The organism is Kribbella sp. HUAS MG21 (assembly GCF_040254265.1).
In the GTDB taxonomy this organism is placed as follows: Bacteria; Actinomycetota; Actinomycetes; order Propionibacteriales; family Kribbellaceae; genus Kribbella.
The window spans coordinates 4,398,126-4,415,128 of sequence record NZ_CP158165.1; the positions used below are offsets into that span (position 1 = coordinate 4,398,126).

General features: G+C 68.6%; 13 protein-coding genes. 6 read left to right on the top strand and 7 right to left on the bottom strand.

What is annotated here, in order from left to right; all coding sequences use genetic code 11:
* Positions 1 to 127: 127 nt before the first annotated feature.
* Genes ABN611_RS21665 through ABN611_RS21690 form a run of 6 tightly spaced genes read left to right on the top strand, consistent with a single transcriptional unit; the run spans position 128 to position 8,362 of the window.
* On the top strand, positions 128 to 1,408 hold the full coding sequence (locus tag ABN611_RS21665) for an ABC transporter substrate-binding protein (RefSeq protein ID WP_350274027.1): 1,281 nt from the start codon (positions 128 to 130) through the stop codon (positions 1,406 to 1,408).
* Complete coding sequence (locus tag ABN611_RS21670) at positions 1,405 to 2,334, top strand: sugar ABC transporter permease (protein ID WP_350274028.1); 930 nt, start codon at positions 1,405 to 1,407, stop codon at positions 2,332 to 2,334. Before ABN611_RS21665 ends, ABN611_RS21670 begins: the two co-directional genes overlap by 4 nt.
* Positions 2,331 to 3,152, top strand: a complete 822-nt coding sequence (locus tag ABN611_RS21675; RefSeq protein ID WP_350274029.1) for a carbohydrate ABC transporter permease — start codon at positions 2,331 to 2,333, stop codon at positions 3,150 to 3,152. The genes ABN611_RS21670 and ABN611_RS21675 overlap by 4 nt, the downstream gene beginning before the upstream one ends.
* A complete protein-coding gene (locus tag ABN611_RS21680) occupies positions 3,149 to 5,122 on the top strand; it encodes an alpha-galactosidase (protein ID WP_350274030.1) in 1,974 nt (657 codons plus the stop codon). Before ABN611_RS21675 ends, ABN611_RS21680 begins: the two co-directional genes overlap by 4 nt.
* Positions 5,123 to 5,156: 34 nt before the next feature.
* Positions 5,157 to 6,947: an alpha-galactosidase gene (locus ABN611_RS21685; RefSeq protein WP_350274031.1), complete on the top strand. Its 1,791-nt coding sequence runs from the start codon at positions 5,157 to 5,159 to the stop codon at positions 6,945 to 6,947.
* Complete coding sequence (locus ABN611_RS21690; protein WP_350274032.1) at positions 6,830 to 8,362, top strand: bifunctional UDP-sugar hydrolase/5'-nucleotidase; 1,533 nt, start codon at positions 6,830 to 6,832, stop codon at positions 8,360 to 8,362. The genes ABN611_RS21685 and ABN611_RS21690 overlap by 118 nt, the downstream gene beginning before the upstream one ends.
* Before the next feature lie 51 nt (positions 8,363 to 8,413).
* Here the strand turns inward: ABN611_RS21690 and ABN611_RS21695 are convergent, their stop codons facing one another.
* The 7 genes from ABN611_RS21695 to ABN611_RS21725 form a co-directional block, all read right to left on the bottom strand.
* Positions 8,414 to 9,814, bottom strand: coding sequence for a GH1 family beta-glucosidase (locus ABN611_RS21695; RefSeq protein WP_350274033.1), 1,401 nt, complete (start codon positions 9,812 to 9,814; stop codon positions 8,414 to 8,416).
* 10 nt (positions 9,815 to 9,824) lie between these two features.
* Positions 9,825 to 10,823 carry an ABC transporter ATP-binding protein gene (locus ABN611_RS21700; RefSeq protein ID WP_350274034.1) on the bottom strand — a complete coding sequence of 333 codons (999 nt, stop codon included), beginning with the start codon at positions 10,821 to 10,823 and terminating at the stop codon, positions 9,825 to 9,827.
* Positions 10,820 to 11,851, bottom strand: a complete 1,032-nt coding sequence (locus ABN611_RS21705) for an ABC transporter permease (RefSeq protein ID WP_350274035.1) — start codon at positions 11,849 to 11,851, stop codon at positions 10,820 to 10,822. The genes ABN611_RS21700 and ABN611_RS21705 overlap by 4 nt, the downstream gene beginning before the upstream one ends.
* A 2-nt stretch (positions 11,852 to 11,853) precedes the next feature.
* A complete protein-coding gene (locus tag ABN611_RS21710; protein WP_350274036.1) occupies positions 11,854 to 12,834 on the bottom strand; it encodes an ABC transporter permease in 981 nt (326 codons plus the stop codon).
* On the bottom strand, positions 12,831 to 13,844 hold the full coding sequence (locus ABN611_RS21715; protein WP_350274037.1) for an ABC transporter ATP-binding protein: 1,014 nt from the start codon (positions 13,842 to 13,844) through the stop codon (positions 12,831 to 12,833). Before ABN611_RS21715 ends, ABN611_RS21710 begins: the two co-directional genes overlap by 4 nt.
* A 60-nt stretch (positions 13,845 to 13,904) precedes the next feature.
* Entirely contained in the window at positions 13,905 to 15,593 is a 1,689-nt protein-coding gene (locus tag ABN611_RS21720; RefSeq protein WP_350274038.1) for an ABC transporter substrate-binding protein, read from the bottom strand.
* Positions 15,594 to 15,757: 164 nt separating this feature from the next.
* Positions 15,758 to 16,819 carry a LacI family DNA-binding transcriptional regulator gene (locus tag ABN611_RS21725; protein ID WP_350274039.1) on the bottom strand — a complete coding sequence of 354 codons (1,062 nt, stop codon included), beginning with the start codon at positions 16,817 to 16,819 and terminating at the stop codon, positions 15,758 to 15,760.
* Positions 16,820 to 17,003: the final 184 nt, after the last annotated feature.

Below are 17,003 nucleotides of genomic sequence, written 5' to 3' on the forward strand. Positions count from 1 at the left end.
GTCAAGCGATTTGCTCGTAATTTACGAATTAATATTGACACCCGCGACGGGCCGCCGCAAGATCGTCCGCAACACACCAACTCACCCCGCCGGACGCACCGCCGGGGCAGACTCCAGGAGTTCGGGCATGACCTTGGCAGCGGATCGACGGACTTTTCTGAAGGGGCTCGGACTGCTGGGGGCGGCGACCCTGGTGCCCGGGTGCGCGACGTCGTCGAAGAGTCCGGGCAGCGGCAGCGCGGCCACCGGTCAGCTGGCGCTGCAGTCGAACCTTTCCAGCGAGCAGGCCAAGGCCGCGATGGAGAAACTCGTTGCCGCCTACAACAAGACCGGCGGTTCGCAGGTCAAGCTGAACACGGTCGCGGCGGAGATCTTCCGCACCCAGTTGCCGACGTACCTGACCTCGGCCAACCCGCCGGACGTGTACACCTGGTACGCCGGCTCGGTCGCGGACTCGTACGCGAAGAAGGATCTGCTGCTCGACGTGTCGAGTGTCTGGGACTCGATGGGCAACTACTCGAAGGCGATGCAGACACTGTCCACGAGCAGCGCCGGGCAGAAGATCTTCGTCCCGACCAGCTACTACTGGTGGGGCATGTTCTACCGGAAGTCGAACTTCGCCAAGTGGGGCGTGACGCCGCCGAAGACCTGGGCCGAGTTCGTCGAGGTCTGCCAGAAGATCCAGGCGCAGGGCGTCCCGCCGATCGGCATCGGGCTCGGCGACACGCCATGGGTCGCGTCGGCGTGGTTCGACTACCTGAACATCCGGATCAACGGCGCGCCGTTCCACCGGGAACTGCTGGCCGGCCAGGGGAACTTCACCGATCCGAAGGTGCAGGCGGTCTTCACCAAGTGGCGCGAGGTGCTGCCGTACTTCGACCCGAAGGGGAAGTCGTTCCCGTTCCAGGAGGCGACGTCGGCGCTGCTCGCGGGCAAGACCGGGATGTTCCTGATCGGCACGTTCTTCGCGGATTCGGCGCCGAAGGACGCGCTGGACGACATCGACTTCTTCCAGTTCCCGATCATCGATCCCGCGGTCCCGGTCGCCGAGGAGGCGCCGACCGACGGGTACTTCGCCTCGAAGAAGGTGCAGGACCCCGACTCGGTGAAGAAGTTCATGACCTGGCTGGCGACGGCGGAGGCGCAGGAGATCTACGTGCAGAACTCCTCCGGTACGGCGATCCCCGCGAACCCGGACGGGAAGGCGGCCGACACCGCGCTGGTGAAGAAGGGCAAGGCGATGATCGAGAGCGCCGCCGAACTCACTCAGTTCTTCAACCGCGACTCGAGCGACGCCCTGCAGCCGACCGCCGACGCCGCGCTCACCAAGTTCCTCGACAAGCCCGACCAGGTCGACAAGATCCTGAAGGACTGGCAGGCGGCAGCGGAAAAGGTCTTCAAGGCGTGACCGCTACAGCTGTGGAGCCGCGTCGCCGGACCGGAAACGGTGCGGCGGCCGCGCCCCGTCGTACCCGCCGCGTCTCGCCGCTGATCCTGGTGTTCGTGCTGGTGCCGTTCGCGGTCGAGGCGGTGTGGGTGTTCTGGCCCGCGCTGCAGGGATTCTGGTTGGCGTTGACCAGCTGGGACGGGCTGTCGGCGCCGCGGTTCGTCGGGTTCGGCAACTTCGCGGACATGGTGTCGGATCCGATCTTCCGGACGGCGTTGAAGAACACCGCGATCTGGCTCGTGCTGTTCGGCGGGCTCAGCGTGATCGGCGGATTCGGGATGGCGTTGCTTCTGCAACGCGAGCGGCGTGGGGTGGGCATCTACCGGGCGGCACTGTTCACGCCCGTGGTGTTCTCGCTGGTCGTCACCGCGCTGATCTGGCGCGTCTTCTACCAGCCGGACGGTCTCGTGGACACCGTGTTCCGGACCGTCGGACTGGGCGATTTCATCCGGCCCTGGCTCGCGGACCCCGACACCGCCTTGTACGCCGTGATCGTCCCGGCGCTGTGGCGCCAGATCGGGTACGTGATGGTGCTGTACCTGGCCGGCCTGAAAGCGGTCGACCCCGCGCTCTACGAGGCCGCGAAGGTCGACGGTGCCTCTGCTTGGCAGCGCACCCTGTACGTCACCATCCCGCAGCTCAAAGGCGTGAACTCGGTCGTCCTGTCGGTCATCGTGATCGACTCGCTGCGGTCCTTCGACATCGTCTGGTCGATGACCAAGGGCGGCCCGTACCACTCGTCCGAGCTGCTCAGCACGTACATGTACTCGACCGCGTTCCAGTCCACCCAGCTCGGCTACGCCTCCGCGCTGGCCGTGGTGATCTTCCTGCTCGCCCTCGCCGTCATCCTCGGCTACCTGATCCGCGCCTTCCGGGAGGAATCGTGAACCGGCTCAAGACGGGCGGTTACCACGTCGCGATGGGCCTCGTCTCGCTGCTCTGGGTCGCGCCGATCCTGTGGGTGGTGGTGATCTCGTTCCGGTCGTTCGACGACGTGGCGGCGAACGGCCTCGGGTCGTTGCCGCACTCGTTCACGTTCTCGACGTACAAGTCGGCGTGGGAGGACGCGGACGAGTTCCGGGCGCTGGTCAACAGCCTGCTGGTGACGATCCCGGCCGTGATCCTGAGCCTCGGCCTCGCCTCGGTCGCGGCGTACGGGCTCGCGCGCTACTCGATCCCGTTCCGGCGGACGATCCTGTTGCTGATGTTGATGGGGAACCTGCTGCCGCCGCAGATCCTGCTGATCCCGATCTCCCGGTTCGTGGAGCTGATCGGGTACTACGACACGCTGATCGCGCTGATCGCGGTGCATGTCGGCTTCGGGCTCGGGTTCTACACCTTCGTGCTGCACGGGTTCATGCGGGACCTGCCGCGGGAGATCCAGGAGGCGGCGACGATCGACGGCGCGGGACCCGGGAAGATCTACTCCGCGGTGATCCTGCCGCTGACCCGCCCGGCGCTGGCCGCGCTCGGCGCGCTGTCGTTCACCTGGATCTTCAACGACCTGCTGTGGTCGATCACCGTGATCCGCTCCGGCGAGAAGATGCCGGTCACGCCCGCGCTGCTCGGTCTGCAAGGGCTGTTCGTGTCGTCCTGGAACGTGATCGCGGCCGGCACGGTCATCGCGGCCGTTCCCACGGTGGCGGTCTTCCTGCGCTTCCAGAAGCACTTCGTCGGCGGTCTCGCGATCGGAGCGGTCAAGTGAGGACGTGGACCTTGCGCGGTACGACGACGTCGTACGTGGTCGGCGTACCGGAGCACGGGCAGTGGGCGCAGTTGGTTGCCTGGGGCCCGCAGGACGGCGGGGCGCCGGTCACGGTCGTCGGCACGGAGCACTTCGTGCCGCGGGCTGACGTGGAGCCGCTCGAGTATGCCGTTCGCGGTGTCCGCTACACGTCTCCGGTGGAGCTGGTCGTGAGTGGTCCGGACGGTTCGGACGAGCTCCGCCCGGTGTTCGTCGAGGCGCGTGAAGGTGACGGGCTCGAGTTGGAGTTCGCGGACGTCGTCCGGGTCGTACTGCACTACCGGATGGTCGGGGACGTGGTGGAGCGGTGGGTGTCGGTGCGCAACGACGGGCCGGACGAGCTCGTGCTGCACCGGCACGATTCGGCCGCGTTCGTGGTGCCGGTGGGGAACATTGTCAAGTACTTGTGGGGCGAGTGGAACAGCGAGTTCCAGCAGGCGTCGGTGACGTTGCCGCGCGGCCGGTTCACGATCGGGAGCGCGCAGGGCATCACGGGGCACTCGTACTCGCCGTTCCTCGCTACCGACGGGGACGTCGCGTACGGCGTCCAGCTCGCGTGGTCCGGGTCCTGGGAGCTGAGTGCCGAGGTCGACACCATCGGCCTGCTGCGCATCCAGGCCGGCCGGAGTGCTTCGAACCTCGGGCTCCGGCTGGCGCCGGGCGAGACGTGGGTTTCGCCGAAGGCCGTCGGGGCTTGCAGTGCCGAAGGTGCCGACGGGCTGGCGCGGGTCTTTCACGAGTACCAGCGGCGCGGATCGCGAAAACGTGTTCCGAAAACGCTGTACAACTCCTGGTTCGCGACCGAGTTCGGCATCCGCGCGGAGCACCAGCTCGAGCTCGCCCGGCGGGCCGCGAGCATCGGCGTCGAGACCTTCGTGGTCGACGACGGGTGGTTCGTCGGGCGGTCGGACGACACCGGCGGGCTGGGAGACTGGGAGGTCGATCCGGCCAAGTTCCCGGACGGGCTGGACGGATTCATCGCGCGGCTGAAGGACCTCGGGCTGGACTTCGGGCTGTGGGTCGAGCCGGAGTCGGTCAGCCCGAAGTCGCGACTGGCGGCCGACCACCCGGAGTGGATCCTGCGGACCGCCGGGCGGGAGCCGGTGCTGATCCGCAACCAGCTGCTGCTGGACCTGAGTCGCGAGGACGTCGCGGAGTTCGTGTGGAACACGCTCGACCGGCTGCTGTCGTCGTACAACATCTCGTATCTGAAGTGGGACGCGAACCGGCCCCGGCTGGACGCGGGAGATGGACGACGCGACGTGGACGGCCTGGCGGTGTCGCATCTCTACGACATCCTGGATCGGCTGCGGGACCAGCACCCACAGGTTGTCGTCGAGGGCTGCGCGGGTGGTGGGGCTCGCGTGGATCTGGGGATGGCCGCGCGCGTGGACACGTTGTGGCCGAGTGACAACACCGCCCCGCTGGATCGGCTCCGGATCCAGGAAGGGTTCCGCACCGGGTTCGCGCCGCACCTGATGAGTTCCTGGGTGACCGACGCCGAGGGCACGCACGACGGGCGCCGACGGTCCCTCGACTTCCGGTTCCATGTCGCGATGGCGGGTGTCCTCGGGATCGGCGCGGACCTCTCGCGCTGGACCGACGACCAGCTGAAGACGGCCGCCCGACACATCGAGCAGTACAAGGGCTTCCGGGAACTGATTGCCGACAGCAAGGTGTACGGACTGACCGCCGGCGTCCAGTACGTCGGCGTACGGCGGTCCGTGGTGTTCCAGTGGGAGACCGGTGACGGCAACGTGCGCGGCACGCTGCCGACCCGGCCGCGGCGGGTGCCGCTGGCCGGGCTGGATCCGGCGAAGAACTACCGGGTGGGCACCGAGACCTACCCGGGCAGCTACCTGCTGCAGGCCGGGGTCGTCGTCGACGACTCCGCCGACTCGCACTGCCTGGTCGTCGACCTGGTCGACTGACCGTCCGCTCACAACGGCAGCAAAGGACAACGGAATGAAGCGATTGCTGGGCGGGGTGATCGCGGCGGCTCTCGTGGCCGGCGCGCTCGCCACCACCACGACCCCGGCTGTGGCGGCTCAGGCCACAGCCAGGGACACGACTCCGGTACTCAGCCCCACGCCGTACCAGGGCTGGAACACCTACTACGGACTCGGCGGCGACTTCACCGAGGACACGATCAAGTCGGTCGCCGACGCGCTGGTCGATCGCGGCCTGGCCAAGGCCGGCTACGACATCGTCTGGCTGGACGGCGGCTGGCAGGCCGACCAGTCGCGCAGCGCCGCCGGCGACCTGGTCCCGAACCCGGCCAAGTTCCCGAACGGGCTGAAGCCGCTCGTCGACTACATCCACGGCAAGGGCCTGAAGGCCGGCATCTACACCGACGCCGGCCCGTACATCCCGGGCAAGTGCGGTCTCGGCAGCGGCGGGTACTACCAGCGCGACGCGGACCAGTTCGCCGCGTGGGGCTTCGACGCCGTCAAGGTCGACTACCTGTGCGGGATCGCGGCCGATCTCGACCCGAAGACGGTGTTCACCGAGTTCGCGCACGCGCTGCGCAACAACGCCAGCGGCCGGCCGATGATCTTCAACCTGTGCAACCCGGTGACGTCGCCCGACTGGGGCAACTACCCGGAGTCGCAGCAGTCGATCTACTCCTGGTCGTACGCGCCGGACATCGCGCAGTCCTGGCGCACGTACACCGACGTCGGCTTCCACGGCGACATCAAGTTCAAGGACGTTCTGCGCAACTACGACGCGAACGCGCGGCACCCGGAGGTCGTCCGGCCGGGCGCGTTCAGCGACCCGGACTACCTCGCGCCGGAGCTCGGGATGAGCGACGAGGAGTTCCGTACGCAGCTCACGTTGTGGGCGGTCGCGGCCGCGCCGCTGGTGATCGGCAGCGACATCCGCAAGCTCAGCACCACCACGATCGGGATGCTCACCGATCCCGACGTCCTCGCGATCAACCAGGACAAGGCCGCCGTCCAGGCGGTGCGCGTCGGTGCCGCCGGTACGACGGAGACGTGGGTCAAACGGCTCGCCGACGGCAGCCGTGCCGTCGTACTGCTCAACCGCGGTGACAGCGCCAAGACCGTCACCACCACGGCGGCGGCCGTCGGGCTGGGCGGGTCGAGGTTCACTCTGAAGAACGCCTGGTCGAACCAGGTGACCGAGAGCGCCGGGGTGATCAGCGCGGCGGTGCCGGCCCACGGTACGGCGCTGTTCCGCGTTGAGCCGGCTCGTGGCGTCCCCGGGATTCCGCACGTCACGGCCGGGATCCCGCAGGTGACGAAGGTCGGGACGGACGCCCAGCCCGAGGGCTCCGCACCGGTCGTGGCGGGTGGGGACGAGCTGACCGTAAAGGTTGCCGTCCGCAACGACGGTTCGCTGCCGGTGTTCGCTCCGGCGGTGACGGTGGCCGGTGGCTCCGGATGGACCGCGACGCCGGTGTCCAAGGCGCCTGGCCTGATCGAAGGCGGGCAGCAGGCGACGTTCGCGTTCACCGTGAAGCTCCCGCCCGTGGCACCGCCCGGTACTGCGAGCCTCACCGCCACCACGACGTACAAGACGATCCTGCACGGACAGCAGCGGCAGACGACGGTGCTCTCTCCGGTGGTCGTCGCGCCCGCGCCGCCGACCGGCACCGTGCCGTTGTCGCACCACCAGTGGATCACCGCGACGAGCGGCACCGGAACTCGATCTTCTTCGCCGACGGCGACAGCTTCTCCGGCTGGCCGTTCGAGGTCGACGTGCACGCGGACGAGCCGACGATCGAGGTGCTGAACGCGCTCGGCGTCGAGTTCTCCAGCGTCGGCAACCACGAGTTGGACGTGACCAAGAGCTTCCTCGTCGACCACATGGCGAAGGGCAAGTGCTTCGGCACGATCGGCGTCGACAGCTGCTTCACCGACTCGACGGGCCGGCAGTTCCGCGGCGCCGATTTCGACTTCCAGTCCGCGAACGTCGTCGACGCCAAGGGCCAGACGATCGTCGCGCCGTACACGATCCGCTGGGTGCGCGACGGCGGCCGGGCGTACCCGGTCGGCTTCATCGGGCTCACCGTCCCGGACACGCCGGTCGGCTCCACGTCGTACCAGCCGGACCTGAAGGCGCTCGACCCGGTCGAGTCGGCGAACCGGGCGGCCGACGAGCTGACCCGGCGTGGTGTGAAGGCGATCGTGCTGAACATGCACGACGGCGGCACGGACGCGTCGGCGACCTACAACAACTGCGTGAACCCGAGCGGGCCCGCGATCGAGCTCGCGCGCAAGGTGACCCCGCAGATCGACGCGATCGTGACCGGGCACTGGCACGCGGCGTTCAACTGCAGCATCCCGGACCCGGCCGGCAACCCGCGCCCGGTCGTCGAGGCCGCGAACCACGGCCGGCTGATCAACGAGATCAACCTGCAGCTGGACCAGCGGACCGGTGAGGTACTGCGGGACAAGACGACGTCGGTGAACCACGCGGTGACCCGCGACGTCACGCCGGACCCGGAGATCCAGCGGATCGTGGACTACTGGACCGCCGCCGGGGCGCGGAAGTACGCCGAGCCGGTCGCGACGATCACCGGTGACTTCACCCGGACGCCGAACGCGGTCGGTGAGAGCACACTCGGCGACCTGGCGGCCGACGTACACCTGTGGACGGCGCGGCAGAACGGACCGGCCGACCTCGGCGTCATCGCCGCCAAGCCCGCGACCGGGTCCACCGCGCTGCGCGGCGACATGCTGGTTGCCGCGAGCACCAAGCCCGGGGACGCCGCCGGCCGCGTGATGCTGGGCGAGTCGTGGGACGCGTACGGCTACGGCAACCCGGTGCTGACGGTGAGCCTGACCGGCGCGCAGTTGGACGCCGTACTCGAGCAGCAGTGGCAGACGCAGCCGAACGGGACGATCAAGTTCGCGCCGCTCGCGCTGTCGGGCAACGTGAAGTACGCCTTCGACGCCTCCCGCCCGGTCGGGGACCGCATCAACCCCGCGGACGTGAAGCTCGACGGCACCGCCCTCGACCCGGCGAAGACCTACCGAGTGGCCGCCCTCGCCTACACGGTGATCGGCGCCGACGGCTACTCCGCCTTCAAGGCCGCGACGAACCCGGTCCGCAACAACACCGACCACGAAACCTTCACGTCGTACCTCCGAACCCACAAAACCCTCACCCCGGCCCCACTCGACCGCGTAACCCAGAAGGGCTGACCAAGACCGAACTGCCGGGACCGTCACATGCGGGTGACGGCCCCGGCAGTTCTATTGGCCCGCCCGGTGGCGGGTGGCCAGGTCCTTCAAGTAGTGGGCGCTGGCCTTGGGGGTGCGGGTTTGGGTGTTGTAGTCGACGCGGACTATGCCGAAGCGTTTGGCGTAGCCGTAGGCCCATTCGAAGTTGTCGAGGAGGGACCAGGCCAGGTAGCCGCGGATGTCGGCGGCCTGGGTGATGGCGTCGGCGACCGCGGTGAGGTGGGAGGTGAAGTACGCCGTGCGGTCGGTGTCCTCGACGTAGCCGTGCTCGTCGGGGACGTCGTCGAAGGCGGAGCCGTTCTCGGTGACGACCATCGGGAGGTTCGGGTAGTCGCGGGCGATGCTGAGCAGGAGGTCGGTGAAGCCTTCCGGGACAATCTCCCAGTCCATCGCGGTCCGCGGCCGGCCGAGCGGTACGTCGCGGGTGATCGGCAGGCCGTTCGCGTCGGCGGTGCTGCCGTCCTCGGCGTACCCGGTGAACTTCTGGCTGAAGTAGTAGTTCACGCCGAGCACGTCGATCGGCGCCGAGATGATCTCCAGGTCGCCGTCCTCGACCGGCAGCGCGGCGCCTTCCCGCTCCAGGTCCGCGACGACGTCGGCGGGGTAGCGGCCGTGGACGAGCGGGTCGAGGTAGATCCGCCGGCCCATGCCGTCCGCGCGCCGGGCCGCCTCCACGTCCGGTGCCGCATCGCTGGCCGGGTACGCGGTGGCGACGTTCAGCGTGATGCCGATGTCGAGCTTGCGCGGCGCCGCCGCCCGCATCTCCTGCGTCGCGAGTCCGTGCCCGAGCAGCAGGTGGTGCACCGCGGCGATCGCGGCCGGGTACTCGCGCCGCCCCGGTGCGTGCAGGCCGTACGCGTACCCGAGCATCGCCGAGCACCACGGCTCGTTGAGCGTCGTCCAGGTGTTCACCCGGTCCTTGAGCGCGTCGAACACCAGCATCGCGTACTCCGCGAACCGGTACGCCGTGTCGCGCACCGGCCAGCCGCCCGCGTCCTCGAGCTCCTGCGGCAGGTCCCAGTGGTACAGCGTCACCCACGGGTCGATGCCCTGGGCAAGCAACTCGTCGACGAGCCGGTCGTAGAACCCGAGCCCCGCCGGATTCACCGGGCCCTTGCCGCGCGGCTGCACCCGCGGCCACGCCACCGAGAACCGGTAGGTGTCCAGACCCAGGTCCTTGATCAGCGCGACGTCGGCCGGCATCCGGTGGTAGTGGTCGCAGGCGACGTCGCCGGTGTCGCCGTTGTCGATCGCGCCCGGCACCCGGCAGAACGTGTCCCAGATCGACGGCGTCCGGCCGTCCGCGGCCACCGCCCCTTCGATCTGGTACGACGACGTCGCGACGCCCCAGCGGAACCCGGCCGGGAACCCCGCGGCCAGCTCCTCCGCCCCCGAGACTGAAGTTGTACTCATCTGTACCTTTCTAAGCGGTGCGGCCCGGAAGCCAGCACGCGACCGAACGGTTGGGGTCGTTGCGGGCCGATGGGATTCCCAGCACGGGGATCTCGGCCGAGCAACGGTCGAACGCTTGCGGACACCGCGGGTGGAAAGAGCACCCGGACGGCATCCCCCGCAGGTCGGGAGGTGAACCAGGGATCCCGGACAGCTCGCGCCGCTCGCCGCGCAGCGCGGGGAACGACTTGAGCAGGCCTTCGCTGTAGGGATGCAGGGAGTCCTTGTACAGCGCCCCGGACGAGGCCTCCTCGACGATCCGGCCGCCGTACATGATCGCGATCCGGTCCGAGAACTCGACCAGCAGCGACAGGTCGTGGGTGATGAACAGCACCGAGAACCCGAGCCGCTCGCGCAGTTCGACGAGCTGCGCGAGGATCTGCCGCTGCATCACCACGTCCAGCGCGGTGGTCGGCTCGTCCATGATGACAACCTGCGGCTCGAGGACGAGCGCCATCCCGATCATCACCCGCTGCCGCATGCCGCCGGACAGCTGGTGGGGGTACGCGTCCATCCGGTCCGCGGAAATCCCGACGAGTTTCAGCATTTCCTGAGCCCGCGCCGTCCGGGCCTGCGGCGACAGTTGCGGCTCGTGCGCCTTGATCACGTCGAGCATCTGGGTGGAGACCTTGTGCACCGGGTTCAGCGAGTTCATCGCGCCCTGGAACACGATCGACGTCTCCGCCCAGCGGAACTGCCGCAGCTCCGCGTCGTCCAGCGTCATCACGTCGTACGGATCGCCTGACGCCGGGTGGTAGACCACCGACCCGCCGCTGATCACCCCGGGCGGCGGCAGCAGCCGCGTCACGCCGTACGCCAGCGTCGACTTCCCGCTGCCGCTCTCACCGGCCAGCCCGAGTACTTCGCCACGGTGCAACGTCAGCGTGACGTCCCGGACGGCCTGCACGGCTTCGTCACCGAGACCGTAGTCGACGTGGAAGTTCTTGATCTCCAGCACCGGCGCCCTCACGCGACCTCCTCCTCACGACGGCGTACGACGGGAGTCACCGGCTCGGCCGGTGCGCCGAGGACCGGCGTGAACCCGACCCGCATCCGCACCGAGCGGCCGTCATTGGTCTTCACCTTGGTATGGCCGCTGCTCCGCAGCCGCGGGCTCACGAACTCGTCGATCCCGAAGTTGACCAGCGACAGCGCGGTCCCGAGGATCGCGATCGCCAGCCCGGCCGGGACGAACCACCACCACGCCCCCTGGGCCAGTGCCTGCTGCGACTGCGCCCAGAACAGGATCGTGCCCCAGTTCCACTCCGAGATCGTCGAGATCCCGATGAAGGCCAGCGTGATCTCGGACATCACCGCGAAGATCACCGTGCCGACGAAACCGGAGGCGATGATCGCGGTCAGGTTCGGCATGATCTCGAAGGTGATCAGCCGCCAGGTGCTCTCCCCGGTGGCCCGCGCGGCCTCCACGTAGTCCCGGCGGCGCAGCGACAGCGTCTGCGCCCGCAGCACCCGGGCGCCCCAGGCCCACGAGGTGAGACCGATGACCAGGGCAACCATCAGGTCGCCGGCCGACGGGATCGTCGAGGCCACGATGATGATCAGCGGCAGCGCCGGAATGACCAGGAAAACGTTGGACAGCGCGGACAGCCCGTCGTCCGCGGCCCCGCCCAGGAAGCCCGCGCTGACCCCGATCAGGATCGACAGCGCGGTCGCAACGAGCCCGGCGAGCAGCCCGACGAACATCACCCCGCGGGTGCCGACGAGGACCTGGCTGAAGATGTCCTGCCCGAGGTGCGTCGTACCGAACCAGTGCTTGCCGGACGGCGGCTGGATCAGGTCGCTGCTGCGCGCCGACGGGTCGTACGGCGCGATCCACGGGCCGATGACCGCGATCAGGCAGAAGAACGCGAGCACGATCAGCCCGGTCGCGGCCTTCGGGTTCGCGACGAACCGCAACCGGCGGCGTTTCGCCGGCGCGACCTCGACCTCGGGCCCTTCGGGTGTGACAGCTGTGATGGTGGTGGCTGGTGCCGACATCGTCAGCCCTCCTTCCGGGTGCGCGGGTCGAGGAGCAGGTACGCCACGTCGGCCAGCAGGTTGGCCACCAGCACCGAGAGCGTGATCACCAGGAACACGCCCTGCATCAGCGGGTAGTCCTTGGCGCCGACGGCCTGGAACAGGTTGTAGCCGATCCCCGGGTAGGAGAAGACGATCTCGACCAGCAGCGTCCCGCCGACGATGAAGCCGAGCGACAGCGCGAAGCCGGAGACGTTCGGCAGCAGGGCGTTCCGCGCCGCGTAGCTGACCATGACCCGGCGCTCCGGCAGGCCTTTCGCGTGCGCGACGGTGATGTAGTCCTCCGACGCCACCGTCACCATCATGTTCCGCATCGTCAGGATCCAGCCGCTGACCGACGAGATCAGGATCGTGATCGCCGGCAGCAGGCTGTGCTGCACAGCGCTCCCGATGAACTCGCCGTTCCACGAAGGCACCAGACCGGGCTCGTAGCCGCCGGACGACGGGAAGAAGCTGTCCGGTCCGGCCAGCAGCGTGATCGCCAGCAGCCCGAGCCAGAAGTAGGGGATCGACGACAGGAACGTTGTCACCGGCAACAGTCCGTCCATCAGCGACCCGCGGCGCCACCCGGCCAGCACGCCGAGCGCCGTACCGATCATGAAGCTGGCGAATGTCGTGATGCCGACCAGTGCGATCGTCCACGGCAGGCTCTGCTGCAGGATCTCCGAAACCGGCGTCGGGAAGAACGTGAACGACAGCCCGAGGTCGCCGCGGAACACCTGGCCCCAGTAGTCGACGTACTGACCCCACAGCGACGCGTTCTTGTCCAGGCCGAACAGCACGTACAGCGAGTTGATCGCCTCGGTGCTCAGCTGCCCCTGGAACTTGTTGATCAGCGACGTCACCGGGTCGCCCGGGATCATCCGCGGGATGAAGAAGTTGATGGTCAGCGCGGCCCACGCGGTGAAGACGTAGAACGCCAGGCGCTGCAGGAGGAACTTCACTGCGCCGTTCCTTCCTCGTAGAGCCAGCAGGCGGCCCAGTGACCCTGGGTCGGGAGCTCGAAGCGGGGCGGGAGCTCGGTCGAGCACTTCGGCATCGCGTGCACGCAGCGCGGGTTGAACCGGCAGCCGGTGGGTGGCGCGATCAGGCTCGGCGGCTCACCGCCGGCCTGGTCCTCGGGGGTGCTCAGCTGGCCGAGCCGGTCCGGGTCCGGCGCGCTCTCGATCAGCAGCCGGGTGTATGGGTGCGCCGGGTTCTGCGTGACGGTCTCGGAGTCGCCGCCCTCGACCATGCGCCCGGCGTACATCACCAGCGTCTCGTCGGCGAAGTACCGGGCCGAGGCGATGTCGTGGGTGATGTAGAGGATGGCGAGGTTCAGCCGCTCCTTGAGGTCACGCAGCAGGTTCAGGACGCCGAGCCGGATCGACACGTCGAGCATCGACACCGGCTCGTCCGCGAGCAGCGCCTCGGGATCGGCGCCGAGCGCGCGCGCGATCGAGACCCGCTGGCGCTGGCCGCCGGACAGTTCGTGCGGGAACTTGTCCAGGTAGCGCTCCGGGGGAGTGAGCTGGACCTGCACCAGGAGGTCGCGCAGGTTCTGCTCGAGGTCGCCCTCGCGGCCGTGGATCCGCAGCGACCGGGTGAGGTGGTACCGCACGGTGTGCGTCGGGTTCAGCGAGGCGAACGGGTCCTGGAAGATCATCTGCACGCGGCGCGCGTACGCACGGAACTTCCGGCCGCCGTGCACCGTGACCGACTCCCCGTGCAGGCGGATGTCACCTGACGTGCGGCCGTACAGCTGCGCGAGCAGTCGCGCGACGGTCGACTTCCCGGAGCCGGACTCGCCGACCAGCGCGGTCACCCGGCCGCGGCGCAGCGTCAGCCGTACGTCGTCGACCGCGTGCACGACCTTGTGTTCGCGGGACAGCAGGTCACGGATTCCCCGCCGTACCGGGAAGTGCTTGGTGAGGCCGTCGGCCTCCAGGACCACCTCGGTGTCGGTGACCGTCATAACACTCCAATCGTGCGGCCGCGGCGCCGGGCGGGCGGGCCCGGCGCCGCGGCCGGCGCATCACTGGCTGCCGGCCGGCTTCAGGTTCAGGACGATCTGCAGAGCGTTCTGCTGCGTCGGCTGCGCCGGCGCGTACTGGTTCTGCTCGTCGGGCCAGCCGGTCCAGTTCTTGGTGCTGTAGAGCCCGCCGACGTTGGACGCCGAGGTCGGGATGACCGGCATCTGCTCGACCATGATCTTCTGCAGCGTGTTCAGCGCGGTGGTGCGGGTCGCGTCGTCGGAGGCGTTCGCGTACTGGTCGAGCGCCTTGGTGGCCTCCGGGCTGTTGAACCGGCCGTAGTTGCCGCTCACGCCGCCCTTGCCGACCGGCTTCAGGATCTTGCCGTCCATGATGTTCTGGTAGATGTCGTACGGCGTCGCGCCGCCGTTGGTCCAGTGCATCCCGGCGTCGAAGGTGCCCTCGTCGAAGGCCTTGAACCAGGCGTCCTGGTTGGCCTTGTCGACGGTCGCCTTGATCCCGATCGTGGACAGGTTGTCCTTGATGATCTCCAGGTCGGTGATGTAGTCCGACCAGCCGGCCGGGTCGGTCAGCGTGATCGTCACCGGCTTGCCGGTCGGGTCCTTCAGCACGTCGCCCTCGAGCTTGAAGCCGGCGTCCGCGAGCTCCTTCTTCGCGGCCTCGACGTCGACGGAGTGCTTCTTGTCCTTGAACTCCGGCGCGATGAAGGACTCACCCGCCGGCGTCGGGATGCCGGTGATCGACTCGACCTTCGGGTAGAAGTACCCCGCCTCACCCTGCAGGAAGATGTCGTCGCGGTTGATCACCTTGTCCATCGCCCGCCGCAGCGCCGGGTTGTCGAACGGCTTGCGGGTGGTGTTGATCCACAGGCCGTGGATGCCGAGGTTCGCCGGGAACCACAGCTTGTGGTTCTTCGGGTCCTTGTCCTGGTAGACGGCCTTCACGTTCGGCACGAAGACGAAGCTCCACTCCGACGAGCCGTTCGCCAGCGCGGTGGTCTGCGCGTTGTTGTCGTTGTACGACGTGTACCGCAGCTCCTTGACCTTCGGCAGCTCTTGCCAGTACGAGTCGCGCAGCGTCAGCGTGGTGGTCTGCGGGGTGAACGACTTGATCGTGTACGGGCCGGTGCCGATCGGGCTCTTCAGGGTGTCCTGGCTCGGGTCCTTGATCGCCGACCACTGGTGCTTCGGGATCACGAACACGGTCAGGATCTTGTTCTGGTTGACGAACTGCGACCGGGTGAAGGTCAGGTCGACCTTGTTCCCGGACACGGTGATCGTGCCGTACGGGATCGCGTCGGAGTTCAGGCCCTCGTTGTCCTTGCGGATCTGGAAGGAGTACGCCACGTCCTCGGCGGTCATCGGCTTGCCGTCGGAGAACTTCACGCCGTCGCGGACGGTCAGCGACAGCTTGGTGAAGTTGGCCTCCCACTTCCACTCGGTCGCCAGCCACGGCTTGCCGGGCTCGGTCGGCTTGATCCCGTTGATCATCACCAGCGGCTCGAAGATCATCCAGCGGTAGCCCAGCGAGGCGCCCGAGGAGGAGCCGAGGAACGGGTTGTGGTTCTCGGTCTGCGGCCCGTTGGGCATCCCGACGTTCAGGACGGTGGCGCCACCGCCCGAGCCGTTCCCGGTGCTGCCGGTGTTCCCGTCCCCGCTGCTGCAGGCAGCCAGCGTGACTGCCGCGAGCAGGCCCGTCAGGGCCAGCGCGACTGTCCGTCGTGCTCGCATCGGTTCCTCCTGTGAATCTGTTGGCGGATGCCCTCCCCTGAGCCGGGAGGGCGACTGCATCGTGGCGTGAGAACGCTCTCATGGGAAGAGCGAGCGCCTTAACGGATCGATATCGAGGGGTACGCCGGCGGCGGGACAGGGGCAGCTGCCCCGCCGCCGGAGCGCTAGCGGCGGGACCGGGCCGCGGGGTGTCGCTTCGGGGCGGAAGTCCGCGTTCTTGGTCGACTCAGTGGGGCGGTTGAACTGCGGACGATCAGCGTCGTCGGCAGCACTTGGGGCTCGTCGGGCAGCGGGGTGCCGCCGAAGTAGCCCATCAGCATCCGGGCCGCGGCCTGACCCATCTGGCGCATCGGCTGGTGCACCGTGGTCAGCGGCGGCTCGGTGTGCTCGGCGTACGGGATGTCGTCGAACCCGACCACGGACACGTCGTTCGGCACGTTCCGCCCGGTCTCCCGGACGGCCTGGACGGCGCCGCCGGCGGACAGGTCGTTGTGCGCGAAGATCGCGTCGAACTCGAGTCGCTCGTCGAGCGCGTACTGGACGCCGCGGCGTCCGCTCTCGTGGGTGAAGTCGCCCTCGAACACGAGCCGCGGGTCGAGTTCGACGCCGGCCTCCGCGTAGACCGCGCGGAAACCGTCGAGGCGTTCCTGGGTGCAGCCGAAGCGCTCGACGCCGGTGATCACCAGTGGCCGGCGACGACCGAGCTCCAGCAGGTGCCGGCCGGCGGACTCGCCGCCGGCGTAGTTGGTGGTGGCGACGGACGGGAACTGCGGGCGTTTGGCGCGGTCGTCGATCAGGACCACCGGGAGGCCGCGCGCGTGGAGTTGCTCGATGTAGGTGAGCGTGCCCTCCGGCTCGATCACCAGCAGGCCGTCGAACGACTGCGCCGAGACCTGGGACGCGAACTGCTGCATCGACTCCGCACCCCGGTTGAAGGTGAACAGCAGCAGGCCGTACCCCTCGCTCTCGACCACGTCGACCGCGCCCTGCAGCACCTCGCCCATCCAGGGCCAGGTGAGCGACGGGACCAGCATCCCGACGATCCGGGTGCGGCCGCGGGCGAGGCCGACGGCGCGGGCGCTCGGCACGTAGCCGAGCTCCTCGATCACCTGCCGGACCCGCTCGGCGGTCCGCAGGTCCAGCTCGCCCTTGCCGTTGAGGACGCGCGAGACGGTGGTCTTGCTGACGCCGGCCCGGGCCGCGACATCGGCGATGGTGATGGACACGCTGACACTCCCCTCGGGCGGTCGGGGTTGCTGGCTACGGAACCGGTTTCGGAAGCGGTTCCGTAGATCAAAGCGGAGAGCGCAACCGGCCGTCAATCACGGAGTGGTAACGAATCGCGGCTTAGTTCACGGCCTGGAAGAAGCCGCCTCTTCCACCGGCCGGGGCGGCATGATGAACTCGGGG